The organism is Bradyrhizobium sp. LHD-71, from assembly GCF_031157255.1.
Classification (GTDB): Bacteria; Pseudomonadota; Alphaproteobacteria; order Rhizobiales; family Xanthobacteraceae; genus P52-10.
The window spans coordinates 74,426-100,767 of sequence record NZ_JAVIFX010000015.1 but is presented as its reverse complement, the minus strand read 5'-3'; the positions used below and the strand labels follow the sequence as shown (position 1 = coordinate 100,767).

Sequence of the window (26,342 nt, the reverse complement as noted above, 5' to 3'; positions counted from 1 at the left end):
CCTTTTTTCGTCAGGAACGTCCGATGGCCGAATTTACACTGCCAAAGAACTCGAAGATCACCGAAGGCAAGACGTGGCCGAAACCGCAAGGCGCGACCGAAACGCGCGAGTTTCGTGTCTACCGCTGGAATCCCGATGACGGAAAGAACCCGCGCGTCGACACCTATCATGTGAATCTGAGCGACTGCGGGCCGATGATTCTCGACGGCTTGATCTGGATCAAGAACAACATCGATCCGACGCTGACCTTCCGTCGCTCCTGCCGTGAAGGCGTCTGCGGCTCCTGTGCGATGAACATCGACGGCACCAACACGCTTGCCTGCACGCGGGCGATGGACGAGGTGGGCGACGGTCCGATCAAGGTCAATCCGCTGCCGCACCAGCCGGTGGTGAAGGACCTGGTCCCGGACCTGACGAATTTCTACGCGCAGTATGCCTCGATCGAGCCGTGGCTGAAGACGACCTCGCCGACGCCGCAGAAGGAATGGCGGCAGAGCCACGAGGATCGGCAGCGGCTCGACGGGCTCTACGAGTGCATTCTCTGCGCCTGCTGTTCGACCTCGTGCCCGAGCTACTGGTGGAACAGTGACCGCTTCCTCGGTCCGGCTGCGCTGCTGCAGGCGAACCGCTGGGTCAACGATTCGCGCGACGAAGCAACCGGCGAACGGCTCGACAACCTCGAGGATCCGTTCCGCCTCTACCGCTGCCATACCATCTTGAACTGTGCGAAGGCCTGCCCGAAGGGACTCAACCCGTCGAAGGCGATCGCCGACCTCAAGTTCAAGATGGTCGAACGGCAGGTCTAGCCGCAGTAGCGGCAGCCCGGGTGGAGCGGCGCGAAGCCATAGCCGCTCGAAGAACGGCGTCGCTTCGTTCGCCTATGGGCCGCTCCTCGGCACACCACAGAGTCAATCCGTGTCGAGGCGCCATCCGGGCTGCGCCATAGCCGATGCAAAGCATCGGCGTTCTTAAGAAAAGAACGGCGCCCTGCGGCCGCCTATGCCACCCAGGCGACCGGTCACTGCGAGAGACCCTGTCTCAGCCGATCACACCGAGCTTCTTCAGCGTGGCGTCGACCCAGGCCCGGTCGCTGGTGCCGCTGCGGATCGCCGCGATCTGCTTGAGTTCCGCGTCGTTCTTCGCTTTCGCGGCCTTGTAGATGTCCTCGGCCTGCGCGTAGGGCACGCAAAGCAGCCCGTCACCATCGCCGATGATGAGATCGCCCGCCTCGATCACCATTCCATCGATCGCGATCGGCACGTTGATTTCGCCGGGGCCGTCCTTGTACGGACCACGATGGGTGATGCCCGCGGCGAATACCGGAAACGAGCCGGCATGGATGGTGTCATAGTCGCGGATCGCACCGTTGAGTACGAGGCCGGCGATGCCGCGGTGCTCTGCGTGTGCGACCATCATCTCGCCGATCAAAGCGTTGGTCAGGTCGCCGCCTCCGTCGACGACGATGACGTCGCCGGCGGCAGCGATGTCCAAGGCCTTGTGAATCATCAGATTGTCGCCGGGCCGCGTCTTCACCGTCAACGCCGGACCCGCGAGCACGCCGCCCGCATGCATCGGCCGCAGGCGCGCACCACCGGCGGTCATCCGCGACATCGAATCTGAGATGTTGGCGACCGGCAGGTTGCGGAACTTTGCGACGGTCGATGCGTCGACCTTGCGCGTACACTGGATTATCTGGAATCCGATCATCGGCCGCTTGCCTCCCTTGGATCTTGCTCGTCGGCACTCGTGCGCTGGATTTGACGTTCGTACCAGCATTGCCGCGAGTTCTGCGTGCGAACGTCAAATCCAAAAAGCGCACGAGCTTATAAAGTCGGTAGTGCCCCTTGTGGTTCTAACGTTCGCAGACGAGGTCGCCGCAAGGTTCTGCGAACGTTAGAACCGGGGCACTAGTGGCAAGCAAAGCGGCAGATTGTCAATCTCCGAAGGTTTGCTGGGCGCTCATGCCACCATAGAGGTGGCCGCGTGCAGCCATCGCCCGTCCGAATCCAGCGCCAGCAGCGCATGGCCGAGGTCGAACGGTAAAGGCTGCTGCTGTACGACGCGCACGCCCACCTTGAACCACTCGCCATATGGCTTGTTGACCTGGGCCTTGCTTGCGGCTGCGAATGCGAGCGCGCTCCAGATGTAAAGCAGGATGAAGTTCAGCTTTCTCATATCAATCTCCCCAATCTTGAAGATTGATATAGCGCATCATGCTGACAGGAAGTGGCAGTAGCCAGTGGAGTGCTGCCAGAAAGTGTCAGCATCAAAGATATCGCCGCTGCGCCATCCGAATGGCGCTTGCCTGGCCGCGACGGTTTGTGAGCCTCAATCGTTTGATGACGCGCCAGTCGCGCGGCGAAGCCGGACGGCGTCTAAAGCCGGCAATCCGGTCTACGGCGCGGCGAGGCCTTCAGCATCGCGCCAGTCCTTCAGCAGCGCGTGGCGGCGGCGGGGATAGCGCTCGTCGGTCACGTTCAACGCGACGATGCGGTCGACCCGGAAATGGCGGATGTCACGACGCAGCTCGCACCAGCTTGCGACAACGCGCACGCGATCGAAATAGGCAAGTGCGAACGGCCAGATCGTGCGCTTCGAGTCGCGCCCCTTGTCGTCCCGATAGTCGATGGCGATCTTCCGTTCGGCGCGGATCGCACGCCGGATCGTCGGCAGCTCGTTCTCGCCGATCGAGATCATCTGGCCCGGTGCCACCAGGAGCGGTGAGTTGTCGGCATCGTCGCGCAGGTCCGGCGGCAGCACTGCGACGATCTTGGCGAGCGCATTGCGTGCCGCCGCGCCCAGCTGCGCATCGGAGCGCTTCGCCACCCAGCGCGAACCGAGCACCAGCGCCTCGATCTCTTCCTCTGAAAACATCAGCGGCGGCAGCATGAACCCCGGCTTCAGCACGTAGCCGAGGCCGGCTTCGCCGTCGATCGCTGCGCCCTGACCCTGCAAGGTCGCGATGTCGCGATAGAGCGTGCGGACGCTGACCCCAAGCTCGTCGGCAAGCGTCTGCCCGCTCACCGGCTGCCGGTAGCGGCGCAGGACTTGCAAGAGTTCGAGCAGGCGTTCGGCGCGCGACACGGGGGCTCCTGTGATGAACTACCCTAGCATGGATGCTGTCAGTTTCTGTCAGGAGATTTGTCCAGTTTTGCGGCGCCCGGCGGACCCGCTCACCGCCGGTTGCGCTACACTAGTGTCGTGGTTCAGAAATTCGCTCCATCGCGTGCGGCCATTCCGAGGAGCGAATTTCTGAACCATAAACGACACTAGAATTATGATTTTGCTAGTGTCCTTATCGAATCCGAAGTTCGCACCGAGGGTGCCGCGAAGTATTGCGAACGTCGGATTCGGGACACTAGCGCCTCTAACTCATCCTGGAGCGTCGCATGATCGATCACATCGGTTTCCCGGTTTCCGACTATGACCGCGCCAAGACCTTTTATGCGCAGGCGCTCGCCCCGCTGGGTTACACGCTGATCATGGAGGTCCAGCAGCACGAACATGATGCACCGGCTGCGGGCTTTGGTCGCAACGGCAAGCCGGATTTCTGGATTGGCGGCGAGGGCGGCCTCGAAAAGGCGGTACACGTCGCGATCCTCGCTACCGACCGCGCCGCCGTGGACGCGTTCTATACGGCTGCAATCGCCGCCGGCGGGAAAGACAACGGTCCGCCCGGCATCCGTGCGCACTATCATCCCAACTATTATGGCGCGTTCGTGCTGGACCCGGACGGCCACAACATCGAGGCCGTCTGCCACAAGCCGGGTCCCTGACCCTCATGCTGAGGAGCGCGAAGCGGCGTCTCGAACCATGAGGCCAGGGGGGTGGTTATGTGGGGGCCCGAAAGTCATCCTTCGAGATGCGCGGCTTCGCTCCACAGGACGAGACAGAATCACTCGAATGCCGGCAGCACGAAGATGGCAATGGTCACCAGCAGGCCCGCCGTATAGACGGCCGAGCGCGCCGTTGCCGCATCGGCGATGTAGAGCACCGCGTGTATGCCGCGCAGCACGATGTAGAGCGCCGCCAGGATGTTCACCGTCGAGATGGATGCGCCGAACAACGTGGCGGTGATCACAGCAACCGCGAAGAACGGAAAGTTCTCGTAGGCATTCTGGTGCGCGGCATAGGCCCGCCGCTTCATGTCCGGCAACTCGCTGATGTTGTCGCGCGGATGGTGGTTGTCGTACGAGCCGAATTTCGCGTAGCTGACAAGAGCGAGCGGCATCAGTGCGGCGATCAGCACACACCAGTAAGCGAACGGCATGAAGTCCTCCCTCAAAAGCGGTGACCCGCATCGACTTTCTCGGTGCGGGCGCGTTGTGCGCCTGTCAACGTCAACGGACGGCCATGTCAACCCGCGTCGCGTGTGAATGTGCGCTGAATGTTGCATCGCCAAGCGCGAAATTTAGCAGGCGCGGCGCCTTATTCCGGCCCTCAACACTGCCATTCATGGCTATACGTCGGTTTCCTTAAGTGGAACCAAATATCGAAAAGCTGCCGGGGTCCGAAAACTCTATGACCAAAATTCGTCTTCTGTTGTTGGCTACGACTGCGATCTCCACACTAGCGTTGACCCACGAACACGTCCGCGCGGAGACAAGTCGCATCATCGCCCAAGCGCCTGGGCCGGATGACGCAAAGGGCCCTCCAGGACAACAGAAGAGGCCGGAGCCAAAACAGCCGCCAGCTGCCGCGCCTGCACGGCCTGCGCCGCCGCCCGCGGCCGCCCCGCAGCGGCCTGCCACGCCGCCGCCACCGACTGCAGCTCCGCCTGCACGTCCGGCACCCTCAGCTCCGCCGGCAGCCGCACCTGCGCCGCGTCCGGCGCCTCCGCCGGCTGCGGCTCCTCCGCCGCAACAACCGAAGGCAGCTCCGCCGCCGCCACCTCAGCAACCGAAGGCGCCGCCGTCTGATGCGCCTCGACAGCCGAGGCCTGCGCCGACGCCGCCTCCCGCGTTGCAGCAGAAGTCAGCGCCACCACCGGCGCCACAGCAGCAACTTCAGAAATCCGCGCCGTCGGAGCAGCAGAAGGGAGCGCCGTCACCGGCCACGAAATCTGCACCGTCAGTGCCGCCACCGCCTGCGCCTGCGACGAAGTCCGCACCATCGGCACCTCCATCACCACCGCCTGCGACGAAATCCGCGCCGTCCGCGCCACCGGCGGCGGCTCCCCCAGCTGCGGCGCCCGCAGCACCGCCGCCTGCAGCGGCCCCTTCGCCTTCGACCACGCCGCCGGCGGGACAACCCTCCGGGCAAATGCAACGGCGCGATGGTGGCCCCCGTCCGGATGCCCCGGGCGCGCCAGCGCCATCCGCGGTGCCGCCGCAGGTTGCTCCGGGGACGCCGCCTGCAGCACCTGGCGCTCCGGCGGGAGCCATGCAGGCGCCATCCGCCACACGTGCGGCGCCCGACGCAGTCAGACGTCCTCCGCCGCCCACGGTCGCTGCTCCGTTGCCGCCACCGCCTCCTGCGACTGCGGTTGCGCCGATCTCGCGCAGCGACAGGCCGGAGCCGCGGCAGATCGAGCGGTTCCGCTCAGAACGCCGCGAGACGCAGGAAGGCGGTCGCACGATCATCCGCGAACCCGGGCGTGTCATCATTCGCGATCCGAGCGGGCAATCGTTTGTGCGCCACAACGAAATCGACCGCTTCCGCTACGGCGCGCGCGATGTGCAGGTGCGCCAGCACGGCGCTGAGACGCGCACGATCGTCGTTCGTCCCGACGGTACGCAAATCATCACGGTCAACGACCGCGACGGTCAGCTGCTTCGTCGCATTCGCCGCGACGACCGTGGGCGCGAAGTCATCATCATCGACAACTCGTTCCGGCCTCGTCCGCGGCCGGGGTTCGCGCCTGGTTTCGGCGGCTACTATGTCGATCTGCCGCCGCCGGTCGTTCGCATCCCGCAAGAGCGCTACATCGTCGAGGCGGAAGAGGCGGATCCGGGGCTGATCTACGAAACGCTGATCGCACCACCGGTCGAGCGCATCGATCGCCGCTATACGCTCGACGAGATCCGCTATAGCCCCGCGGTGCGTGATCGCATGCCGCGCATCGATCTCGACACGATCACGTTCGAGACCGGCTCATGGGAGATCACGCAGGACCAGGCGCAGAAGCTTGCCGCCATCGCCCAGGGCATCAACCAGGCGATCTCTCGCAATCCGCGAGAAGTGTTCCTGATCGAAGGACACACCGACGCGGTCGGCCCCGATGTCGACAACCTGTCGCTGTCGGATCGGCGTGCGGAAGCCGTGGCGCAAGTGCTCACCGAGCAATTCCAGGTGCCGCCGGAGAATCTGACGTCGCAAGGCTACGGTGAGCAATATCTGAAGGTGGCGACGGACGGTCCGGAGCGCGCCAACCGTCGTTCGACCATCCGCCGCATCACGCCGCTCCTGACCGGTCAGAACCAGACTGTCGGTCCGCCGCCCGCCGGCACGCCGCCGCCGCGGCGCTGAGGAAGCGCGGCGTCATTGTGAAAGGCACATCCCATAAGCGAGCGAAGCGACGTCGCGCGTTGAACGGCTGGCCTCGCAGTGACGGGCCTTACGACGGCTTCACGCGGTGCATCTGCCCTGCCACCGCGCGGATCTGGCGCGGGCCCGCCAGCCAGATTGAGAATATCGACACGACGGAAACGATCATGCCGATCCAGAACGCAAGCGCGTAGCTCTCTGTCTGGTCGTGGATCACGCCGGTGATCCATGGACCGGCTGCGCCGCCCACCAGCCCCGCGAGCGTGAGCGTGCCGTAAACGGCGCCAAAGTGCTTGCCCTCGAAGATTTCCATCGCGATGGCGCCAAGGACGGATGTGAGGCCGTAGCCGAGGAAGCCCTGCGCAATCACCATCAGATAAAGCAGCGGCATGGACGGTGCGTGCTTCAGCGCGATCAGCATGAGAAAGCAGATGGCGAACCCGAGGCAGCTCACGGTCCAGATCCATTCGCGGCCGATCCGATCCGAGAGATGCCCGAGCCAGATCTGACCGGGAATGCCGATGAGGCTGACGGCGCCGAGCGCCCAGGCCGCAGCGCTCGCCGAGAATCCGATCTCGATCAGATATCTGGTCTGGTGGACTTGCACCGCGTACCAGGAGTACAGGCCGGAGAAGTACGCGAGCGCCAGCCACCAGAAGCGCTGCGTACGCAGCGCGCGCGACAGCGTCCACTCGACCGATGCCCAGGCGCGATCGACGATGTTGGTCGGGCGCTGAGAATCCAGCGTCGGCGCGGCATCGCCGTCGGGCTGCAATCCCAGGTCCGCGGGCCGTTTGCGCAGCAACAGATTGATCGGTGCAAGGACGACGAGAATCAACAGGCCCAGCGTCCAGCAGGCGGTCCGCCATCCCGCCCGCTCGATCAACACCTGCATCCAGGGTAACAGTGTGATCGAACCGATGCCGACCCCGGCAAAGGCGATGCCGATCGCCAGCCCGCGCTTGCGCACGAACCAGTTCGGCAGGAACAGCGACTGGCCGGAATAGCCAAGGCAGACGCTGCCGGCGCCGACCAGCACGCCGATCGTCAGGTAGAGATGCCACGGCTCGCTCGTCAGCGGCGCGAGCAGCAGGCCCGCCGCCATCAGCGCGACGCCTGATTCCATCACGGTTCGTGGTCCTGTGCGGTCCATCAGTCGCCCGATCAGCGGACTGAAGATCGCCGACATGAGGAAGCCGAACGAGAATGCGCCTGCGGTCACGCCCCGATGCCAGCCGAACTCGTCAACGATCGGCGACAGCAGCAGCGAGAAGAAGGTCCGCGCGTTGACGCCGATCCCCATCGTCACGAAGGTGACGGCGACGACAATCCAACCGTAGAAGAAAGGAACGCGCATGGGTCACTAGCTCTTGGCAATGAGTCGATGATTGTCATTGCGAGTCATAGCCGTTCGACGCACGGCGTCGCCTCGCTCGCCCATGACGAAGCAATCCAATTTGAATTGGCCACAGTTGTTGCGCTGGTTTGCTTCGTCGCGTTGCGCCTCGCAATGACGGAGGAGGTTATTGACTTCGACGCTCGTTTGAGCCGCGATCCGCTACCGCAGCTTGCCGCGCGCAGCGACCGGCAGCGTGCCGACGATCTCGTCGCCGCGCACCATGACGACTTCGTCGACCATATTGACGACGACGCAGACATGATTGGGAACGATCCGCACGACGTCGCCGACATTCGGTCGCGTGTTGCTCCGCGAGAGATCGAGCATGCCGTGTTCTTCCGCAAAGCGGGCGATCTTCGCCTCCGGATGCTCGATGATCAGGCCGAAGCCGTCGAGGCCGCCTCCAGGATCCGACGTCAGTGTCTTTGACCCCGCGTCGAGAATGCCGCGATCGGCGGCAGCGCGGCTGACTACGGTCGAGTAGATGTGCAGTGCGCAGTCGTCGAGCGTGGCGACGCCGGCCGCAACCTGCATGCGGTCGTTGTAGATGTAGGTCCCTGGTCGATGTTCGGTCGCTCCCTTGAGCTTGCCGAGGTTCTTCAGGTTCGGTGAGCCGCCGGTCGAGACCAGCCTCGGTTCGAGTCCCGCCTCCCGCACGCCCTTCAGTGCCGCGTCATAGAAGGCCTGCGCCTCGTCCCAGCCGCTCTCGGTTGGATACATCATGAAGCCTGCAAACGAGAGATCCTTGGCGCCGGCAATGTCCTTTGCAAGGGTGATGGCCTCGGCCGGCGTCTCCACGCCGGCGCGCTTGCGGCCCGTATCGCACTCGACGGCGACGGAGAGTGTGCGTTCTGCCTGCGCGGCGGCGCGTGGCAGCCCGGCGATCACGGTAGGGTTGTCGGCCACGACCGTGACGTTGACGCGCCGCATCAGGGCGGCAAGCCGTGCCATCTTCTCCTCGCCCAGGAGATTGTAGCTGATCAGGATGTCGTCGAGACCGCCGTCAGCCATCACTTCGGCCTCGCCCAGCTTCTGGCAGGTGATGCCTTTCGCGCCAGCGTCGCGTTGCAGAGCCGCTAGCAGCGGACTCTTGTGCGTCTTGATGTGCGGGCGATTGGCGAGCCCGGCCGAATTGCACTGGGCCTGTACGCGAGCGATGTTGCGCTCGACGCGATCCATGTCGATCACGGCGGCCGGCGTGCCGTATTCGCGGGCAATCTTCTGCGCGAGGGGTGTGGTCATGGACTATCCGTGGGGCGAGAGAAATGCACTGGCGCCATTTTCTCCTTGCAAATCAACCGCGCGCAAGGAACTTTCACCAGTACAAGTGTGCACGAGTGAACATACAGGCCGGTTCCGCATTTGGTAGTGAAATTCACCACGGGGACCGATCTTTTGGAAAAGATGATATTTGCCGAATCGACTGCCGCAGCCGCTCGGCCGCAGAACAATCTATTGCGTGCATTGCGGCCGGTCGACTACGCCCTGATTGCTTCCGCTCTTGAAGCGGCGGACTATCCTGCCCGGCATCTGCTCTACAATCCGGGCGATCACGTCGGCACCGTGTATTTTCCATGCGGGCCAAGTCTCGTCTCCTACGTCGTGGCGAGCGAGGACGGTCGCGAAGTCGAAACAATGCTGGTCGGTCGTGAAGGCGCGGTGGGCGGCGTCGTCAGCCGCGGCAACCTGCCGGCCTTTACACGGATGGTCGTGCAATTCGCCGGCCCCTTCATGCATCTGCGTCTCGATGTGCTCGAGGCCGCGAAGGAAAGATCGACAACGCTGAGCGGAATGTTCGCACGCTATGCCGACTGCATGCTGGCGCAAATGATGCAGGCGGCGGCCTGTAACGCCACCCATTCGATCGAGCAGCGCACGGCGAAATGGATCGTCTCGGCTCTGGAGCGCACCGGCGATACGGCCGTGCCGCTCACGCAGGAGCAACTCGCGGCCATGCTCGGTGTCGGGCGCTCCTATGCCAGTCGCGTGATCCAGTCGCTTCGGCGGGAAGGGCTTTTGCAAACGCGCCGAGGCGCGTTGTTGGTGACGAACAGAAGCGCGCTCGAGGCAAAGTCGTGCCTTTGCAACGAGCAGGTCAAGGGACATTTCGAGGCGGTGCTGAGCGGCGTTTATCCGACGGAAAGCGAAGGGAATGGAGCTGCGGCAGCGGGCTCCGTTACAGCCCGGTGAATCCCTCGGCCACAGGATCGCTGCGTCCTTCCCGCTCGCGCAGGTAAACGAGGCCGCAGACCGCGAGCCGACCTTCATCGGTTTCTCCGGCAGAAAACACCTTCTGCAAGTAATCCACCAAGCTTTCGCGCGCGTCTTCCGCCTTCGCCGCACTGAACATCAGCGTGTAGGTCTCAAGCACCCGCCGCGTGGCAATTTCGATCGCATCGGCCATGACAAAATCCAATCCAAAGCAGATATTGTGATCAACGAATGTGGAAACGAAAAGTTCCGCAAATCGTTGCGCTGCTTCTGGAATTTGGAGAAAGCGTCATCCGCAGGCGCCACTGGACCCGACGCCGCTATTCTTCCGGCTCGGTGGTAAACATCAGCGGATAGCCTTTGGCGCGGCCGAGGTCCGTCGCACGTGTGGCCTTGGTCTCCGCAACGTCGCGCGTGTAGACGGCGACCACACACACACCACGGCGATGCGCGGTGATCATCACCTTGTAGGCTTCATCTTCAGTCATGCGGAACTCGGCCTTGAGCACCATGACGACGAACTCGCGCGGCGTATAGTCGTCGTTGACGAGGATCACTTTGTGCAGCCGCGGCCGCTCGACCTTCGTCTTGACTTTGGTACTAGGCCTGGTGACGGTTTGAGGCATCGACCCTCTCGCCAGCATGACACGCTGCGCCGGCCAGCACGCTGGACTTGATGTTCATTGCCGCAAATCCTGCGTGCGAACGTCAAGCAGAAGTGCACCAGCTTCGTATCGTATTTTCTCATGCCGCAGCGCATTCGTCCATGCGTGAACCAGTGTCGTGGTTCAGAATTCGCTCCATCATTTTGCCGCGACCATAAACGCCGCGAGAATTGTAACTTTGTTGGTGTCCTTCTCGAATTGGAATTCGCTCCTGAGGCCGGCGCGAAGTATGACGAGGACCTGTCACCCGGCATAGCCGCCGTGATCGAGATAGGCCTGTTCCTGCGCCGTCATTCTGCGCCCGAGGATCGGATTGCGATGTGGAAAGCGTCCGAAGCGCCGGATGATGTCGCAGTGCCTTTTTGCGTGTGAAAGGTCGGGCTCGCCCAGGCCCTCGGCGAGCGCGACCGAACGCGCCTGATCCGCCAGATTTTCCGAATGCCCGAACGGCAGATAGAGGAACAGCCGCAGGTCTTTCGGCACCGCCTGATCGTGACCCGCCTCGATCGCGACGGCGGCTACGGTGCGCGCCCGCGCGTCGGTCGCGTACATGCGCGGCGTTCCGCGAAAGGCGTTGCGTGGAAACTGGTCGAGCAGCAGGACTAGCGCGAGCGCGCCGTAGGGCGTCGCCAGCCAACCGTCAAGTTGGCCCTGCGCCGCCGCCTCGTGCGTGGACAGCAGGCGTTCGCGAAAGCGCCGATCGAAGTCCTTGTCCTTCGCGAACCAGAGTGACGGGCCGGCCTCGCGCCAGAACTCGACGACGCTGAAGGCTTGCGCCGAAGCCAGTGCGTCGCCGGACGGGTGGTGGGCCAGTCGGTCGCGGCCGAGGTGGAATTCCTGTTCGATGAAGGCTTCGCGGCTCGTAGCCGCCAGGGTCGGATAAGTCGGGGACGACATGGGTCTTTCTCCAGAATGCTTGATGCTGCCTGCCCGCCGCCAACCGATCCCACTTGGGACATGATGAATCCAGTGATATGATTTCAGGATTATGCTGAATGAAATTGATTTATCCCGCGCCGACCTCAACCTGCTGACGTTGTTCGAAGTGGTGCTGCGTGAACGCCACGTCGGCCGCGCCGCTGCGCAACTGAACCTGTCGCCGTCCGCCGTCAGTCACGGCCTGAGACGGCTGCGACTGTTGCTGAATGATCCGCTGTTTCTGCGCACCCCGAAGGGCGTGGTGCCGACCGCGCGTGCTGCGCAGTTGGCCGAGCCGATAAGTGATGTGCTGGCGCGCGTGCGCCACGTCATCTCCTCTGCCGAGGCGTTCGATCCGGCAAGATCGTCGCGCCGCTTCATCATTGGCGCGCCCGACGGAATCTCGTCGGTGATCCTGTATCCGCTGCTGTCGATTTTGCAGAGCCGCGCGCCTGGCATCGATATCGGGCTGCGCCAGTTGCTGCCGCCACAGGGAGGTCGCTCGCCGGACCGCGCCTGGGAGCCGGTGCTGAGTGATCTCGAAGCCGGTGCCATGGACATCGCCATTGCCCCTATCGACAGCGTGCCGACGCGCTTCGTCGGTCGGACGATCTTTGAGGAGGACTTTGTGGTCGTCGCCCGGCCGCGGCACCCGTTCGCCGTCCGGCCGACGCTGGACCGGTTCTGCAAGGCGCGGCATCTCGTGGTCTCGCTCACCGGCGATGCGCATGGCTTTGTCGATAGCGCGTTAGAAGGGCAGGGCCTCGCGCGCCGCGTCGCGCTGACCGTGCCGGACTTCGCAATGGCTCTGGCTACCGTCGCGGAAACTGATCTGATTGCGGCAATGCCACGACGCTTCGTTGCGATGCAGGCACGACGTTTCGGGCTGGTGAGCCGGGAGGTGCCGCTTCGCCTCCGCAAGTATGCGATCCGCGCCATTGCGACCAGGGCAGCCATGATGGATGCAGGCCTGGCGTGGCTGTTCGGGGTATTGCAGGAAGCGGTGGATGTTGGCGAAAAAGAGCGCGGCGGCGTGAAGCGCTGAAAACGCCGTCATCCGCGATCACGATCGCCGACGTCAGGCCGGCAGTCTTGTCTTCGTGGCGGCGTCGTAGATCTCGATCTTGAGCATTGGAAACCTGCCCTTGAGATCAGACGCGGCTGCCTTCGCGTCCTTGAGATCGTCGAACTGGTTTTTGAAATGGCCGTCGACCAGCAGCGTGAATCCAGCGTCCGGCGGAAGATCCGCACGCGGCGAAGCAGCATGTGGCTTGCGTACGATCGATAGCGGCTTTGTCGCCACTACAGGCTGCGTTTGAGCCTGCTTCGTGGGCACGGCAGCCGGTTTCGTCGGCGCTTCGACGGGCTTCGCCATCGGCAGGGTCAGTTGTTCGGCCTTTCGCTCCGCAGCGACGACGGGTGTTACCTTGCCCGGTTTGGCGGCGGTGGCGGCAGGCGACTTGGCAGCGGATGTCTTTGCAGCTGCCGCCTTGACGACAGATGATTTGGCAGCAGGCGTCTTGGCGGCCGATTTGACCGGCTTCGCAACGCCTGACTTTACGGGCTTGGCCGCAGCCTTCTTCGGCGCTTTCGCTGCACGCGTTGCAGCGGCGCGCGCCTGCGTTGTCGCAGGCTTGCGTTTCACGGCGGCTTTTGCTTTCGCCTTGGCCAAGCTTTGCTCCTCCAGAGCTTTCGAGACATATGAGACTCGAAGTCTAAACCAACTCCGAGGGCGCGCGTTTTAGGCCATGAATTGGGAAAGTGGAAGGCCTGTATCGCGCGAGATTTGCTGTATCGCTTGCGCTGGATTAGCCGTTCGTACCAGTTTTGCCGCCAAAATCCTGCGCACAGACGCCAAATGGAAAAGCGCCGCTCGCTTTATGAGGTGCCGGTGTCTTTTTTTGGTTTTCAGACGAGGTCGCCGCAAGAGGATGCGAGCGCTAGAACCGGCATCCCCAGCAGCAGAAAGGCGCACCGGAAACCTCCGGTGCGCCTTTCCTTTGAACTCGCTGGTCCTGGCGCTGAGGCGCCAAAGCTTCAAGTCAAGCTGTCAGGCGACCCCAGCGAGGTGACAGCGCTTCGAATGAGACACTGGATCACCTCCTTTCGTTGTTGACGACGATCAGGAATATGGAGCGTCGGGACGGCAAACACAAGGTCGAGGCCGCGTTTCGAAAGTTTCTGTCATTGCAATCGGCAATATTTTTGGGAACTGTGTCGCCACAAGTCCAACACACATTGAGACGGGAGGACCGCATGGCTTTTTCACTCTACGATGCGAGCGTCGCGCACTACCTGCAGATTCTCGGTGCAGTCAGCGGTTTCCTTGAGAAAGGCCTCTCGCATTTCCGCGAGAATGGCACCGATCCGGAGGAAATCGTCGAGACGCGCCTGTTCGCCGACATGCATCCCTTGCGTTTCCAGATCGTCTCGGTCGCGCACCACTCGCGCGGCGCGATCGAGGCAGCAAGGAACGGGATATTCGTTCCTCCGACCGTCAAGCCCGGCCTCGACTACGCGGCGCTTCAGGCGCTGATCACCGAGGCGCGCAGCGAGCTCTCAGGCCTGACGCCCGAGGCCGTCAACGCACTCATCGGCCGCGACGTCATGTTCAAGATCGGCGAGCGTACGCTACCGTTCACCGCGGAAGGTTTCCTGATGTCGTTCTCGCTGCCCAACTTCTACTTCCATGCGACCACGGCCTACGACATCCTCCGCCACAAGGGCGTGCCGCTCGGAAAACGCGATTTCATGGGACGGCTCAAATTGAAGACCTGAGACGTTGATGCGCTAAGCCTATCGTCATTGCGAGGCATAGCCGCTCGAAGAACGGCGTCGCTTCGCTCGCCTATAGCCGTTCGAAGAACGGCGTCGCTTCGCTCGCCTATGGCGACGAAGCAATCCAGCGTGGCATTTGCTGTAACCTCGGACTGGATTGCTTCGCTTCGCTCGCAATGACGATTTTCCCTGTCACCCTCAATCCCCGAGCTGAAACTTCTCGAAGCGATCGAGTTCCTCCTCGATGTTGCGCTTCAGCTCCCTGCGCGCGCTCCTCTTCGTTCCGTTGCCGACCCAGGTCCATTTCTGCATCAGCAGCCGCCTGTTCTGACGATCGGTCTTGATGTCGAGGGCGGCAACGATGCCGTCGCCGACCAGCACCGGCAGCGCGAAGTAGCCGAACTGCCGTTTCTCCTTCGGCAGGTAGGCCTCAAACTTGTGGTCGTAGCCGAAGAACAGTTTTGTGCGCTTGCGCTGGATGATCAGCGGATCGAACGGCGACAGGATATGCACCAGTTCGGGTGCGATGCCTCCGCTGGCATCAAGCGTCCCGGGTGCTGTCCAGTGCTCCTGCTTGCCCGCGCCGTCGATGGCGACTGGGATGAGCTCGCCGCGCCGGACGCGTGCGCCGATCAGCTTCGCGACGGCGGGCTTTCGCGGCGCATCGAGGTGGCAGACCGAATCGAGGCTGACGATACCCTGCGCGCGCAAGGCCCGATCGAGCAGGTAGGCCGCGATCTCGGTTGCGGATGCCGCCTTCGGCGGCTTCTCCCAGCCGAAATGTCGCGTCATCAGCTCGTAGGTCTTCAGCATGCCATTGCGCTCGCTGATCGCCAGCCTGCCGAGAAAGAAGGCGTACTCCAGCGCGCGCTTCGATGGCTTGCGGCTGGCCCACGGGTGTAACTTGTCCTGCAGAACATCGTCCTCGATGTCGCGGATGGTCAGGGCGCCGTCGCGGGTGACAAGTCGTAGCACCCTTCGCAGATCATTCGGCTGTACGGATGCAAACCATCTGCCGGGGTTGAGCCGGTAGTGCTTCATGTCGGCGATGAAGAAGCGCAGGGTCTCCGTCGGCAGATAGGCGAGCGCATGCGCCCAGTACTCGAACACGCTCTTGGTGACCGTCTGCGCATGCCGCAGGTCCGTCCGTCGATAGGAGGGTATGCGCGAGAACAGGATGTGGTGGTGACTACGCTCGACGACGTTGATCGTGTCGATCTGCACGTAGCCCAGCTGGTTCACTGCCGCGGCCACGGCGTCGCTGCCTGAGCCGAACGGCTCGCGCACATCGAGCCGCTGCGCCCGCAGCCAAATGCGGCGGGCCTCAGCGCTGGTCAGGGGCAGGGTAGCGGCGCGGGACAACATGGCGCCGCCAGTTTAGCGGAATTCGTGTCTCAGGGTGGCAGCAGCCGCCAGTTTCAACAGCTGGCGCAGCAGCTCCCGACCGCGCTCCCTCTCCTGCAGAGCGGCGCATTGCAGGGAGGTGGGCGCGCGGCGAGCCGCTATCAGTCAAACTTGGCGCTCACCGCCTTGCCGTCGGGCGGGATGATCTGGATCACGCCCTTCGGTTGATTGGGGAGTGCGACTGCCGCCTTGCCCGACAGCCGCAAGTCGCCCACTGGCTCCAGCATGATGCGCTGGCTCTTGCCCTCGACCGCGAGAATCGCGACACCCTTGTAACCTTTCACCGCGACCGGCTTGTCGTTGTGATCGAGCAGGTGGACGTCGACCCCGCCATTCGCCGCCACCATTTCGACATGGAAGGCGCCCGCAAGGACGATCCGCCCTCCGTGTTTGCTCTTCGGCGCGTGAGCCAGGGCCGGCGTTACCAGAACCAGCGCCGCGGCGGCGATCAAGGCCTTCAGTCTCATGGTCATTCTCCAGTTGGGGTAATCAGTATGAGGGGGTTGGCGCGGCCGTAGGCGTCGTCTCGCCGTCCGCCTGGCGCAGCCGCTCGACGGCGTTGCGGCCGAAGGCAAGCAGCAGAAGCGGCGTTACGAAGGCGTCGAGCAGCGTCGCGCTGATCAGCCCGCCGAAGATCGTCACGGCGACCGGGTGCAGGATCTCTTTTCCCGGATTCGCCGCGTCAATCAGCAGCGGCACGAGCGCCACGCCGGCTGAGAGCGCGGTCATCAGCACCGGCGTCATTCGCTCGAGGCAGCCGCGCGTCACCAGGTCGCGGCCCCAGGGCAGCCCCTCGTGCAGCGCCAGATTGATCGTGTGGCTGATCTTCAGGATGCCGTTGCGTGCAGCGATCCCCGTCAAGGTGATGAAGCCGATCATGCTCGCGACCGAGAGCGGCTGGCCTGAGATCCACAGTGCCGCGACGGAGCCGATCAGGGCCAGCGGCACGCTGCCGATGATGATCAACGCCAGCACCGCCGACCGGTAGCGGCTATAGAGGATCGCAAAAATCAACAGCAGCGAGACGATCGAGAGAAGACCGATGGTGCGAGCAGCCTGTTCCTGTGCCTGGAATGTGCCCTCTACGCTGATCGACATTCCCTCCGGCACCTGCGTATCTCGCACCACCTCCCGGATCTTCTGGATGATGGCCGCCATGTCGGTGCGGCCGTCCGAATTGGCGAGCACGACGATCCGCCGCCGTCCGTTCTCGCGCAGGATCTGGTTCGGTCCATCGGTCTCGCGGATGGTCGCGACCTGCCGCGCCGGGATCCAGCCGCTTGGCGTTTCAATCAACAGATCGCCAAGCCCCTGGGCGGTCCGCAGATTGTCAGGCAGCCGCAACACCACGTCGAAACGGCGGTAGCCGTCGACGACGCGGGAGATGGCGCGACCGTTCGACAGCCGGCTGAGCTGGTCGACCACGGCGGCAGGTTGTATCCCGTAGAGCGCCGCGCGACCGTAGTCGATGCGGATCTCAAGCTGCGGAATTCGCACCTGCTTCTCGACCTGAAGGTCGGTCAGCCCGCCGACCTGAGTGAGCTTCTCACGCAGCTCCTCGGCCTTGCGCAGCATCGCATCCAGATCATCCCCGAACACCTTGAGCGCAATTTCGGAACGGATGCCGGACAGCATGTGGTCGAGGCGGTGCGAAATCGGCTGGCCGACATTGATCGACAGCGGCAGCACCGACAGCCGCGCGCGGATGTCAGCGACGATATCCGCCTTCGATCGGCTCGATGGCTTGAGATCGATCTCGAGTTCACTGACGTGCACGCCTTCGGCATGCTCGTCGAGTTCCGCGCGTCCGGTGCGGCGGCCGACGGTTTTCACCTCCGGCACCTCCATCGCGAGGCGCTCGGCGATCGCGCCTACGCGATTTGATTCCGCGAGCGAGATACCCGGGTTGAAGTTGACCAGGATCGTGAAAGTGCCTTCGTTAAACGGCGGCAGGAACGAGCGCGGCAACTGCAGCGCGGCGAACGTCGCCACGGCGACGAGCAGGGCCGTGACGCCGAGGATGCCGCGGCTGCGCCGAAAACTGCCTTCGAGGCCGGAGCGGTAGGCGCGCTTGAGCAGGCGTACCAGCCCGCTCTCCTGATCGGCATGGCCTTTCAAGTTTGGCAGCAGGTAGTAGGCCATCACCGGCGTCAGCGTGATCGATACGACGAGGCTCGCCAGGATCGAGATGATGTAGGCCTGTCCGAGCGGTACGAACAGCCGGCCCTCGATACCGGACAGTGCGAACAGCGGCACGAACACCAGGATGATGATGCCGGTAGCATAGACGATCCCGGAGCGGACTTCCTGTGAGGCGCTTACCACCACGTCGAAAGTCGAGCGTGGATTGCCCAGCGCACGGTTCTCGCGCAACCGGCGGAAGATGTTCTCCACATCGACCACCGCGTCGTCGACCAGCTCGCCGATGGCAATGGCAATACCGCCGAGCGTCATGGTGTTGATGGAGATGCCGGCGAAATAGAATACGACCGCAGTCGCGAGGATCGACACCGGGATCGCCGTCAGCGAGATCGCGGTGGTGCGCCAGTTCAGAAGGAACGCGAACAGCACCACGGCGACGACGACTGCTGCTTCCAGCAGCACCACGCGCACATTGCCGATCGATGTTTCGATGAAGTTGGCCTGCCGGAAGATCAGGCTGTCCGCCTTGATTCCCTGCGGCAGGCTGCGGTTGAGCTCCTGCAAGGCTTCTTCGATGGTGTGCGTCAGCGCGATGGTGTCAACATTCGGCTGTTTCTCGACCGCTACGACCACCGCCGGCTTGCCCATGTAGCCGCTGTCGCCGCGCTTGACCCGTGCGGCGAACTCCACCGACGCGACCTGGTGCAGAAACACGGGCCGGCCCTCGATGGTGGCGACGACCATGTTGCGCAGATCGTCCAGGCTGGTGGTGCGGCCGATGTTACGGATGAGATACTCGCGCGCGTCGAGATCGGTGAAGCCGCCGCCGGCGTTTGTGCCGAACTGCTGCAGCGCCAGTTCCACCTGCTGGTAGGTGACGCCGAGCGCCCGGAGCGCCGAAGGATTGGGCGCGACGCGATATTGCCGCACTTCGCCGCCCATCGGAATCACCTGGGCTACGCCCGGAATGCTGAGCAAACGCGGGCGAATGGTGAAATCCGCCGCCTCGCGCAGCTCCATCGGCGAGGCCTTGTCGCTGGTGACGGCGACCATGACGATCTGTCCCATCAGCGAACTGATCGGGCCGAGTCTCGGCAGCACGTTGGCGGGCAGCTGCTCGCGCGCGAGGTTCAGCCGTTCGGCGACGAGCTGGCGGTTGCGGTAGACGTCGCCGCCCCATTCGAACTCGACATAGACGAACGACAGTCCGACGCCGGATACCGAGCGCACGCGGGTCACGCCGGGCACGCCGTTCATCTGCGTTTCGATGGGAAATGTGACCAGAAGCTCGACTTCGGGCGGCGCGAGCCCTTCGGACTCGGTCATGATGGTGACGACCTGCTTGTTCAGGTCGGGCAGCACGTCGACCGGCAGGCGGGTGACGGCGAAGGCGCCGAACACCATAAGGCTGGCAGCAAGCGCCAGCACCAGCAGGCGGTTGCGCAGCGACTGGGTGACGAGGAAAGTGAACATCGATTATCGCTCCTCAGCGTTCCGTCATTGCGAGCGAAGCGAAGCAATCCAGCCGCGCGCGAAGCGCGCAAAACAAAGACGCGGCATCCGCGTCCGGCTCAGACTGGATTGCTTCGTCGCCATAGGCGAGCAAAGCGACGCCGTTCTTCGAATGGCTATGCCTCGCAATGACGTCTCACCGCACGTGTCCAACCAATTCGGCGCCTTGCACGACGACGCGCTTGCCGGCATCGATGCCGGCTGCGATCAACACGCGATCGCCATCCAGCGGTTCGGTGCGCACCGGCCGTGCCTCGAACCGTTCGGGGCTGACATGCTCATAGATGAAATCCTGTCCGTTTGCGGCGCGGATCACCGCGCTGCGCGGCAGCGCGATGCCCTCCTTGCCCGTCCCGACATGTGCGAACACGGTCACGAATTCTCCGGCGCGCAGGCCTTCCGCGCCGCGTTCGACGGCGAAGTGCACAGGAATCGACTGACTGCGGTCGGCGAAGCCCGAGCCCTTGAAGGCGATCGTCAGTGCAGTGCCCGCTCCAGTTCGCGCGGACGCGTCCTTCACGTCGCGCAGTGACTGAAAGCTCAGCGCCTCGATCCACAGTTTGGCCGGATCGACGATCTGATAGATTACGGCGTTGCTCTGCACGATCTGGCCTGCGACCGGCCGGCCTTCGGCAACGACGCCGGAGACGGGCGCAACGAGCTCCTCGGGCTCGCGACGGATCCTGTCGAGCGAGACGCGGCGATCGCGCAAGCCCTGCAGCTCCAGCCTGGTCTCTTCGACCTGCGCCTGTGCCACGGCGCCGCTCGGGGCCAGCGTCTCCTGCCGCTTCAGCCTGCGCTCGACGATGGCGATCTGTTGATCGAGCTCGCCCTGGCGCTGGCGCATGTCAGAGACGTCGATGGATTGCATCGGGGGCGTGACATAGGCCAGCACGTCTCCACGCTTCACCCGCTGGCCCAGCTGTGGAAAGCCGCCGGGCGGCGGAGCAAGCCGCCCGCCGATGGCGGATTGCACGAAGCCGCTGGCGTTCGGGTCGGGAATGATGCGGCCGGGCAATTCAATCGACGGTTTGTACGTGCGCTTCGCCGCGATCGCCGTGCGAAGGCCGAAGATGCGCTGCACGGATTTCGGAATGAAAATGGTGCCGTCCGGCAGTCGTGCGGCGCGGTCGCCCAGGACTGGCGCGGGCAGCTTGGTGCCGTCCGTCGCCGGCGCTTCCATTCTCGACTCGTCGCTATCGTTGCCTTCGTGAGCGAGGGAAGGGGCGACGAGCACCACCGCCGCGGTGATCGCCAGCATTGCCGTCGTGCGGCGTCGCCGGCCCAGCGCCATCGCGAACGCGCCGATCAGGATGCCAAGAAGGGCGGCGCCTGCGACATTCGACGACAGGAGACCACGAGCTTTAAGGCCACCTGCCACATCGCCTTTCTCGGCGCCCGCCTCGGCAGCGCGAACGTCGATGGCGAGCGGCAGAATGTCGGTGGCACCAGCAACGGTGACGGTGAAGATCAGGTCGAGGTGACCGCCTTTTGCGAGCCAAGGTGCGCTCAGGCGATAGGTGCCGTCGTCTTTCGCCTCGGCTTTCGCCGGGCCGTCAGGCGTTTCGACCTCGATCACGGCATTGGCAACCGGCGCGTTGGTATCGAAACGATCGAGATAGACGATCAGCTCCTCGCCCTGCGCGACAGCGACAAGCTCGATATTTTCGGATGTGGCTTCGCCGCGCATGGCGACGCTGGCCGGGGCTGATACGGCAGGTTCGCCGTGATCGTGACCCTCGTGCGCGGATGCTCCGCCGAGCAGCAGGCCGGCAATCAATACTCCCGCTGCGAGCGCGGAAGCCAGAGACGACAACATGGATGGTATCCTTCGCGAGACAACGGGCAACGCCCGCAACGGCGCGCCACGTCGGGCGTCATCGCTGCGAACCGCGGGTCAGGCGAAGGATCTGGGAGGCCGGCGCAGTGCCGCACCGACGATGCCGGGCGGTGGAGGATTTGCGAGGAGGCTGATTTCGGATGTCAGCGATGGTGGCGCGATCAGCGGCGGCAGCGGGGCGACGATGCTGAAGCATGCGGCACACGAGCCCAGGGTGCAGCAGTCGCGATCAGAGCAGGGCGGATCGTCCGCCTGGCCGGGTACGTTCGAGGTTGCCGCGTGCAGCGATTGCTCGACGACCTCATAGTCGACGCCAGCCATCTCCGCGGGCTGTGTTGCATGGCCATGCGCTGTGTGCACGTGCATCGTATGGGCGTGCATTGTATGAGCGTGACCCGCATGCGCCTGGGCCATCTGCGGCAGCGCGAACAGCGCGGTCACCAGGACCACGAAGCCGAACAGTTGCGCGCAGAATCGTGCCGACATGCGTCGTGGCTAGCACAAGGCAAGCGGCAAGGCGATCTGAAAATTTTCTGAGCGTTACCGCGATCGGCCCCGATATTAACCCATTCGAAGCGCAAGGTTGCCTTGCACTATGCCCTCCGCAGCCGGTGTTACAGTATCCACGCTCGCCTCCGGCAGCTCGATCCTCACCACGTTGCTGAGACCTTGGGGCTCGCGATGGGCAACGAGAATGAACGTTGCATCAGGCATCTCCGTCCGCAGCAGCGTCATCAACTTGCGCTCGGAATCGAGGTCGAGTGCGCTGGTGGCCTCGTCCAGGAACACCCAGTCCGGCTTTGCCGCCAGCACGCGCGCGAGCGCGAGCCGCTGCTGCTCGCCGACGGAAAGGCCGCCGGCCGTATCCGCCTCGGCACCGAGCCGGTGGCCCAGACCAACCTTGCGAAGCAGGTCCTCGATCTCGGGCCGCGGCAGCGAGTCCGGCAGCGCCGGATAGATCGCTGCGGCGCCGAGTGAAACCAGCGGAAGGTAGACCTGCTGGGGCAGGAAGCAGAGGCGTCCGGCCGGCAATTCGAGCTTGCCGCTCGCGTACGGCCACAGTCCGGCGAGCGTTTTGAAGAGCGTGCTCTTGCCGAGGCCCGAAGCGCCACTGAGCCAGACCGTTTGGCCGCGTCGGATCGTCAGGTCATTGATCTTCAGAAGCACGCGGTTATCCGGCGCACGGAGCGTGAGGTTTCCGACCCGTAATTCGTCGCCGGCCGGAGCCGGCCGCACAACATTTGCGGGGTCTGCCGGCACTGATTGCGCTGCGTCGAGAAATCTCTGCATGCGTCGGGTCGTTGCGACGAGATCGGCAAGGAATTTGTAGTTGAACACGAACCAGGACAGGTCCGTCACCACCTGTTGGAACGAGTTCGCAAGCTGCATCAGCCCGCCAAGTGTGACTTTTCCGGCGAGAAATCCCGGCAGCGCGATGAAGATCGGAATCCGCAGCACGGTTTGGAAATACGGGCGTTGAAACAGTCCGAAGATGAATTCGCGCCGGATCACCTGATACCAGATGCGGGCAACTTGCTCGAAACCACCTGACAGAAGATGTCGTTCTGCTGCTTCGCCGCGCAAAAGCGCGATAGCCGGTGCGTTCTCACGCACGTGAATGAGCGCAGAACGGAAATCGGCTTCACGCTTCTGTTCTTCCGCAAGCCGGCCGGACAGGGGACGGCCGAGCGCGTGAGTCAGCCCGACCGCGATAGCAACGTACACGGGCGCGAGCCAGAACATGTATTTTGGGATTTCGACGTCGATTCCGAAGGCGTTGAACGACAGCGTGAACGTCGATAGCTGCCACAGCAGCGTCGCGTAGGTGTAGAGTCCGACGAGTTTCATGACGAAATCGAGAACGCCGGAACGTAAGCCTTCGTCTCTGCCAAGAATGAATTCGCAGAACAAGTTGCAGTCCTCGGCGATCCGCTGGTCGGGGTTGTCGATTGCCCGTTCGACCAGGGGCGGACTGAGAAGCCAATACGCTTTGTTTGCCAACCATCCGTCGACCAGCGTGTCGGTTAACCGCCGCCGCCATCGGATCTGCAGCACCTTTCGCGCGTATCGGCCGACGAGGTAGAGCGCGGCGGAAGCGCCGGCGAGCGCGAAGAAGACGCCGATCTGTCCAGTGATGACAGGCACATCGAGCTTCTGCAGCGCATTGTAGAAATCAGCGTACCATTGGATCGAGCGGACGGTGACCTGGATGGCGGCATATTGACAGCCGATCACGAAGACCAGCAGCAGAAGGCTCACCCATTTTCCAGGTCCGCTCGCTGCGATGCGCAGAAAGCGCCAGATCTGTTTCAGGATGTCACGCATGGGTTCAACACCTTCGCGTCAGTCATGCCGCCTCCCTGAAAGCACGCTGGACCGGATGCGGGAATCGACGAACGAAGCAACGTCTTTCTTCGAACGCCACGCATCCGGTCCAGCTCGCTGGAGGGATTCGCGCTTTCAGAACTGGTAGTTCGCACCGACCTTGAACGTTCGCCCGGGCGCGATTTGCAGCTCGAGCGGATTGGCGCTGGCCACCGCGGTCGTCGGAACGATCGGGTAGCTCGTGGCACCGTTCAACGAGCGGAAGTAGCGTGCGTCGCCGATGTTCAGGACCGACGCGCGCAGTGTCAGCCCCGGCACCCAGCGCGGCGACCAGGCGAAGATCGCGTCGAAGGCGACATAGCCATCGGGCCGGTAGAGCGCCGGGCTGGAGCGCTCCAGAACCTGGCTCGCCCATGTGGTCAGAAGTTGCGCATCGAAGCCGATCTCCGGGTCGACGTAGCGGATGCCGAACGTGCCGGAGAACGGTGTCGTCCCATCGAAGGCGGTTTCCTGGGCGTCCGGCGTTGCGACCTGTGTGCCGTCGATGAAGGCAAGCGAGGCCGAGACGATCCAGTTGGTCAGGAAGCGATACTCGCCCTCGACCTCGACACCCCAGGTGTTCACCTTCGACAGGTTCTGGTAGGTGAAGTCGAAGAAGCCCGGATTGGTGGCGCTCGGCACTTGAACGAAGTTCTGGATGAAGTCGGTGTAGTCGGCACGGAAGCCGGTGACCGAGAAGAAGCCTGACGGCCCCTGGATCCGGACACCGGCTTCGTAGCTCTTGACCCGCTCAGGGCGGAGGTCGGGATTGGGAATAAGGTCGCTGTTTGTGCCGCCGCCGTTCGGCAGCGACGTAAACAGCTGCTGAGAGGTCGGCATCTTGAATCCTTCAGCGTAGCGTCCGACCAATGAAATGTTTTCGTTGATCCTCCACACCGATCCCAGCTGTTTGACCAGTTCCTCGCTGTGGGTCTCGCGTGGCTCCTTGCCTGGTACCGCCCGGTAAAACGGGTTTGGCCGTGGATCGAGCTCGTAGGTCGCGTAGCGAAGGCCGGGCGTCAGGATCCAGCGATTGTCGAACAGCCCGATCTCGTCCTGGAGGAATCCATCAGCGCGCCTCGTCGTCGCGTCCGCGAAATTGAAACCGCCGGCGTTGACGGTCGTCACGGCACCGGTGGCGAGATTCGTGGTGGTATCGCGCCGCTGGTAGTCAGTCTCGGTCACGCTGACATAGGCGCCATAGGTCAGCTTGTGGGTCGCAAATGGTGTGGCGAACGACGAATTGAACTGGATGTCGCCTTCGGTGAACTGCTCCTTGTAGTTCAGCAGGAAATCCAGCCGGTCGAGCTGGCCGTTCGCGAGTCGTCGTCGACGGTCGCCGGTGAAGTCGCGTTCAAAAGGCGAATGCGAGACGAACCAGCGGATCTGATCGATCCAGCCAAGCTGCGGCGTGTAGCGGTGGATCAGCTGGTAGCGCTCACTCGATTGCACCTGATTGCGGATGTAGCTCAGGTTGCGGATGCCGCCGGCCTGCAGGCCGAGGTCGGCCCGCTGATCGACAGTTTTGTCGCTCCTGTAGACCTGGGTGATGAACTTGACCTCGTGCTCGGCATTCGGATTCCACACCACCTTGCCCAGAAGGTCGTAGTCGTTGCCGTCGAGCGGATTGAGCTCGTTGCAGCGGATAGCCTCCCGATTGCGCGGGCAGGGCCAGATGCCGCCATTCGGATCGGCATTGCTCAGCGTGCCCTCATTGTAGGAGCGTTGCGACGCGCCGATGAGTGCGGACCATTCGCCCCAGCGGAAGGCGGCGGTGCCGCTTTTCGACCAGGTATTGTCGTAGGAGTCGTAGCCTGTGTCGATCTGGCCGCCGAAGTTACGGCCTTTCAGGTAATCTTCCGGATCCTTGGTCACGAAGGCAACGAGGCCGCCCAGTGCATCCGCGCCATAGAGCACGCCGGCCGGGCCGCGAATGATCTCGACCGCCTTGAGGTTTCCCATGCCGACGAAATCGCGGTTGCCGTCGACGATGCTTTCGATCACGCGCGCGCCGTCCACCAGTTGCAGCACGCGATTGTTCGAGACGCCGCGTATGGTGAAGCCGGCAAGATTGCCGAACGGGTCGGTGCTGGACGTCGTCTTCGACACGGTGACGCCCGGTACATAGCGGACGAGATCCTGCACGTCGCGCACCTGGCGCTCTTCGAGTTGCTTGCGATCGATCACCGTCACGTTCTGGGTCTGCTCGAGGAACGGTTGCGGACCGCGATCAGCATACACGCTTATCTCTTCGAGCGTTACGCCGTAACTCGCCGCAACGCGCCGTCCGGCGGCGTCGCGCTGCTCTTGCTCCGTCTGCTGCGGCTGTTGCCGTTCAGTCGCGGTTTGCGCTTCGGCAGAAGCGCTCAAGGCCACCGGCAGTGCCAACGCGAGCACCGCTGCGCGGCCACGCGGCGCGCGAGTGTTCTTATGTGTACGACGCATTTCAGTCCCCAATGCCACCCATCGATGGTGGGAACTCTTTTCGGGCGTGTTTCCCATCGTCAATTAAAACGCCTCAATTGTGAGGCGTTTGCGCGCATGGCGCGAGTAGAACCCATCGAAGGAGAATTTTTGTATTTTGTCTTGGTCGAATTCTAAGTGCGTCGTTGCGAGGCATAGC

Annotated in this window: 24 protein-coding genes; 6 read left to right on the top strand and 18 right to left on the bottom strand. The window is 63.3% G+C overall.

Annotated features, from left to right (window positions below; genetic code table 11):
• Positions 1–23: 23 nt before the first annotated feature.
• Complete coding sequence (locus tag RCO31_RS17980) at positions 24–806, top strand: succinate dehydrogenase iron-sulfur subunit (protein ID WP_308969808.1); 783 nt, start codon at positions 24–26, stop codon at positions 804–806.
• 232 nt (positions 807–1,038) lie between these two features.
• Here RCO31_RS17980 and RCO31_RS17975 read toward each other — a convergent pair whose 3' ends face one another.
• The 3 genes from RCO31_RS17975 to RCO31_RS17965 form a co-directional block, all read right to left on the bottom strand.
• Entirely contained in the window at positions 1,039–1,707 is a 669-nt protein-coding gene (locus RCO31_RS17975; protein ID WP_308969807.1) for an RraA family protein, read from the bottom strand.
• Positions 1,708–1,959: 252 nt separating this feature from the next.
• Positions 1,960–2,175, bottom strand: coding sequence for a hypothetical protein (locus RCO31_RS17970; protein WP_308969806.1), 216 nt, complete (start codon positions 2,173–2,175; stop codon positions 1,960–1,962).
• A gap of 219 nt (positions 2,176–2,394) precedes the next feature.
• Entirely contained in the window at positions 2,395–3,084 is a 690-nt protein-coding gene (locus RCO31_RS17965) for a YafY family protein (protein WP_308969805.1), read from the bottom strand.
• 305 nt (positions 3,085–3,389) lie between these two features.
• Between RCO31_RS17965 and RCO31_RS17960 the strand changes: the two genes are divergently transcribed.
• Positions 3,390–3,776, top strand: a complete 387-nt coding sequence (locus RCO31_RS17960) for a VOC family protein (RefSeq protein WP_308969804.1) — start codon at positions 3,390–3,392, stop codon at positions 3,774–3,776.
• A 119-nt stretch (positions 3,777–3,895) separates the two neighbouring features.
• On the opposite strand, the gene RCO31_RS17955 is transcribed toward RCO31_RS17960, so the two are convergent.
• Together RCO31_RS17955 and RCO31_RS17950 are read right to left on the bottom strand one after the other, a co-directional pair.
• Positions 3,896–4,270, bottom strand: coding sequence for an MAPEG family protein (locus RCO31_RS17955; protein ID WP_308969803.1), 375 nt, complete (start codon positions 4,268–4,270; stop codon positions 3,896–3,898).
• Between the two features lie 342 nt (positions 4,271–4,612).
• Positions 4,613–5,362, bottom strand: coding sequence for a hypothetical protein (locus tag RCO31_RS17950; RefSeq protein WP_308969802.1), 750 nt, complete (start codon positions 5,360–5,362; stop codon positions 4,613–4,615).
• A gap of 20 nt (positions 5,363–5,382) precedes the next feature.
• On the opposite strand from RCO31_RS17950, the gene RCO31_RS17945 reads away from it, so the two are divergent.
• Positions 5,383–6,468 (top strand): OmpA family protein, encoded by a 1,086-nt coding sequence (locus tag RCO31_RS17945; RefSeq protein WP_308969801.1) that lies wholly within the window; start codon positions 5,383–5,385, stop codon positions 6,466–6,468.
• Between the two features lie 88 nt (positions 6,469–6,556).
• On the opposite strand, the gene RCO31_RS17940 is transcribed toward RCO31_RS17945, so the two are convergent.
• Both RCO31_RS17940 and RCO31_RS17935 read right to left on the bottom strand, forming a co-directional pair.
• Entirely contained in the window at positions 6,557–7,843 is a 1,287-nt protein-coding gene (locus RCO31_RS17940; RefSeq protein WP_308969800.1) for an MFS transporter, read from the bottom strand.
• Between the two features lie 201 nt (positions 7,844–8,044).
• Complete coding sequence (locus RCO31_RS17935) at positions 8,045–9,127, bottom strand: D-TA family PLP-dependent enzyme (RefSeq protein ID WP_308969799.1); 1,083 nt, start codon at positions 9,125–9,127, stop codon at positions 8,045–8,047.
• A 162-nt stretch (positions 9,128–9,289) separates the two neighbouring features.
• On the opposite strand from RCO31_RS17935, the gene RCO31_RS17930 reads away from it, so the two are divergent.
• A complete protein-coding gene (locus RCO31_RS17930) occupies positions 9,290–10,075 on the top strand; it encodes a Crp/Fnr family transcriptional regulator (RefSeq protein ID WP_308969798.1) in 786 nt (261 codons plus the stop codon).
• Here the strand turns inward: RCO31_RS17930 and RCO31_RS17925 are convergent.
• The 3 genes from RCO31_RS17925 to RCO31_RS17915 form a co-directional block, all read right to left on the bottom strand.
• Positions 10,062–10,289: a hypothetical protein gene (locus RCO31_RS17925; RefSeq protein WP_308969797.1), complete on the bottom strand. Its 228-nt coding sequence runs from the start codon at positions 10,287–10,289 to the stop codon at positions 10,062–10,064. The two genes, RCO31_RS17930 and RCO31_RS17925, sit on opposite strands and share 14 nt — an antisense overlap.
• 127 nt (positions 10,290–10,416) lie before the next feature.
• Entirely contained in the window at positions 10,417–10,722 is a 306-nt protein-coding gene (clpS, locus tag RCO31_RS17920; protein WP_308969796.1) for an ATP-dependent Clp protease adapter ClpS, read from the bottom strand.
• A 282-nt stretch (positions 10,723–11,004) separates the two neighbouring features.
• Positions 11,005–11,658, bottom strand: coding sequence for a DUF924 family protein (locus tag RCO31_RS17915; protein ID WP_308969795.1), 654 nt, complete (start codon positions 11,656–11,658; stop codon positions 11,005–11,007).
• A 91-nt stretch (positions 11,659–11,749) separates the two neighbouring features.
• Here RCO31_RS17915 and RCO31_RS17910 point away from each other — a divergent pair, with 91 nt between their 5' ends.
• Positions 11,750–12,724, top strand: a complete 975-nt coding sequence (locus tag RCO31_RS17910) for a LysR family transcriptional regulator (RefSeq protein WP_308969794.1) — start codon at positions 11,750–11,752, stop codon at positions 12,722–12,724.
• Positions 12,725–12,757: 33 nt separating this feature from the next.
• Here the strand turns inward: RCO31_RS17910 and RCO31_RS17905 are convergent, their stop codons facing one another.
• Positions 12,758–13,351 carry a hypothetical protein gene (locus RCO31_RS17905; protein ID WP_308969793.1) on the bottom strand — a complete coding sequence of 198 codons (594 nt, stop codon included), beginning with the start codon at positions 13,349–13,351 and terminating at the stop codon, positions 12,758–12,760.
• A gap of 584 nt (positions 13,352–13,935) precedes the next feature.
• Here RCO31_RS17905 and RCO31_RS17900 point away from each other — a divergent pair.
• Positions 13,936–14,457, top strand: a complete 522-nt coding sequence (locus RCO31_RS17900; protein WP_308969792.1) for a DUF1993 domain-containing protein — start codon at positions 13,936–13,938, stop codon at positions 14,455–14,457.
• A gap of 198 nt (positions 14,458–14,655) precedes the next feature.
• On the opposite strand, the gene RCO31_RS17895 is transcribed toward RCO31_RS17900, so the two are convergent.
• The 7 genes from RCO31_RS17895 to RCO31_RS17865 form a co-directional block, all read right to left on the bottom strand.
• A complete protein-coding gene (locus RCO31_RS17895) occupies positions 14,656–15,819 on the bottom strand; it encodes a DNA glycosylase AlkZ-like family protein (RefSeq protein ID WP_308969886.1) in 1,164 nt (387 codons plus the stop codon).
• 143 nt (positions 15,820–15,962) lie between these two features.
• Positions 15,963–16,328: a hypothetical protein gene (locus RCO31_RS17890; RefSeq protein ID WP_308969791.1), complete on the bottom strand. Its 366-nt coding sequence runs from the start codon at positions 16,326–16,328 to the stop codon at positions 15,963–15,965.
• A 22-nt stretch (positions 16,329–16,350) separates the two neighbouring features.
• Positions 16,351–19,476, bottom strand: coding sequence for an efflux RND transporter permease subunit (locus RCO31_RS17885; RefSeq protein ID WP_308969790.1), 3,126 nt, complete (start codon positions 19,474–19,476; stop codon positions 16,351–16,353).
• Between the two features lie 175 nt (positions 19,477–19,651).
• Positions 19,652–21,334 (bottom strand): efflux RND transporter periplasmic adaptor subunit, encoded by a 1,683-nt coding sequence (locus RCO31_RS17880; RefSeq protein WP_308969789.1) that lies wholly within the window; start codon positions 21,332–21,334, stop codon positions 19,652–19,654.
• A gap of 78 nt (positions 21,335–21,412) precedes the next feature.
• Positions 21,413–21,841, bottom strand: a complete 429-nt coding sequence (locus RCO31_RS17875; RefSeq protein ID WP_308969788.1) for a hypothetical protein — start codon at positions 21,839–21,841, stop codon at positions 21,413–21,415.
• 75 nt (positions 21,842–21,916) lie between these two features.
• Positions 21,917–23,680, bottom strand: a complete 1,764-nt coding sequence (locus tag RCO31_RS17870) for an SbmA/BacA-like family transporter (protein WP_308969787.1) — start codon at positions 23,678–23,680, stop codon at positions 21,917–21,919.
• 135 nt (positions 23,681–23,815) lie between these two features.
• Complete coding sequence (locus RCO31_RS17865) at positions 23,816–26,164, bottom strand: TonB-dependent hemoglobin/transferrin/lactoferrin family receptor (protein ID WP_308969786.1); 2,349 nt, start codon at positions 26,162–26,164, stop codon at positions 23,816–23,818.
• Between the last annotated feature and the right edge of the window lie 178 nt (positions 26,165–26,342).

What these genes read in the sequence shown, in the direction of transcription:
- RCO31_RS17935 (WP_308969799.1), bottom strand. Translation starts at nt 9,127, where the DNA reads ATGACCACACCCCTCGCGCAGAAGATTGCCCGCGAATACGGCACGCCG.
- RCO31_RS17970 (WP_308969806.1), bottom strand. Translation starts at nt 2,175, where the DNA reads ATGAGAAAGCTGAACTTCATCCTGCTTTACATCTGGAGCGCGCTCGCA.
- RCO31_RS17980 (WP_308969808.1), top strand. Translation starts at nt 24, where the DNA reads ATGGCCGAATTTACACTGCCAAAGAACTCGAAGATCACCGAAGGCAAG.
- RCO31_RS17975 (WP_308969807.1), bottom strand. Translation starts at nt 1,707, where the DNA reads ATGATCGGATTCCAGATAATCCAGTGTACGCGCAAGGTCGACGCATCG.
- clpS (WP_308969796.1), bottom strand. Translation starts at nt 10,722, where the DNA reads ATGCCTCAAACCGTCACCAGGCCTAGTACCAAAGTCAAGACGAAGGTC.
- RCO31_RS17900 (WP_308969792.1), top strand. Translation starts at nt 13,936, where the DNA reads ATGGCTTTTTCACTCTACGATGCGAGCGTCGCGCACTACCTGCAGATT.
- RCO31_RS17925 (WP_308969797.1), bottom strand. Translation starts at nt 10,289, where the DNA reads ATGGCCGATGCGATCGAAATTGCCACGCGGCGGGTGCTTGAGACCTAC.
- RCO31_RS17885 (WP_308969790.1), bottom strand. Translation starts at nt 19,476, where the DNA reads ATGTTCACTTTCCTCGTCACCCAGTCGCTGCGCAACCGCCTGCTGGTG.
- RCO31_RS17875 (WP_308969788.1), bottom strand. Translation starts at nt 21,841, where the DNA reads ATGTCGGCACGATTCTGCGCGCAACTGTTCGGCTTCGTGGTCCTGGTG.
- RCO31_RS17930 (WP_308969798.1), top strand. Translation starts at nt 9,290, where the DNA reads ATGATATTTGCCGAATCGACTGCCGCAGCCGCTCGGCCGCAGAACAAT.
- RCO31_RS17890 (WP_308969791.1), bottom strand. Translation starts at nt 16,328, where the DNA reads ATGAGACTGAAGGCCTTGATCGCCGCCGCGGCGCTGGTTCTGGTAACG.
- RCO31_RS17945 (WP_308969801.1), top strand. Translation starts at nt 5,383, where the DNA reads ATGCAGGCGCCATCCGCCACACGTGCGGCGCCCGACGCAGTCAGACGT.
- RCO31_RS17865 (WP_308969786.1), bottom strand. Translation starts at nt 26,164, where the DNA reads ATGCGTCGTACACATAAGAACACTCGCGCGCCGCGTGGCCGCGCAGCG.
- RCO31_RS17955 (WP_308969803.1), bottom strand. Translation starts at nt 4,270, where the DNA reads ATGCCGTTCGCTTACTGGTGTGTGCTGATCGCCGCACTGATGCCGCTC.
- RCO31_RS17880 (WP_308969789.1), bottom strand. Translation starts at nt 21,334, where the DNA reads ATGTTGTCGTCTCTGGCTTCCGCGCTCGCAGCGGGAGTATTGATTGCC.
- RCO31_RS17960 (WP_308969804.1), top strand. Translation starts at nt 3,390, where the DNA reads ATGATCGATCACATCGGTTTCCCGGTTTCCGACTATGACCGCGCCAAG.
- RCO31_RS17940 (WP_308969800.1), bottom strand. Translation starts at nt 7,843, where the DNA reads ATGCGCGTTCCTTTCTTCTACGGTTGGATTGTCGTCGCCGTCACCTTC.
- RCO31_RS17910 (WP_308969794.1), top strand. Translation starts at nt 11,750, where the DNA reads ATGCTGAATGAAATTGATTTATCCCGCGCCGACCTCAACCTGCTGACG.
- RCO31_RS17915 (WP_308969795.1), bottom strand. Translation starts at nt 11,658, where the DNA reads ATGTCGTCCCCGACTTATCCGACCCTGGCGGCTACGAGCCGCGAAGCC.
- RCO31_RS17870 (WP_308969787.1), bottom strand. Translation starts at nt 23,680, where the DNA reads ATGCGTGACATCCTGAAACAGATCTGGCGCTTTCTGCGCATCGCAGCG.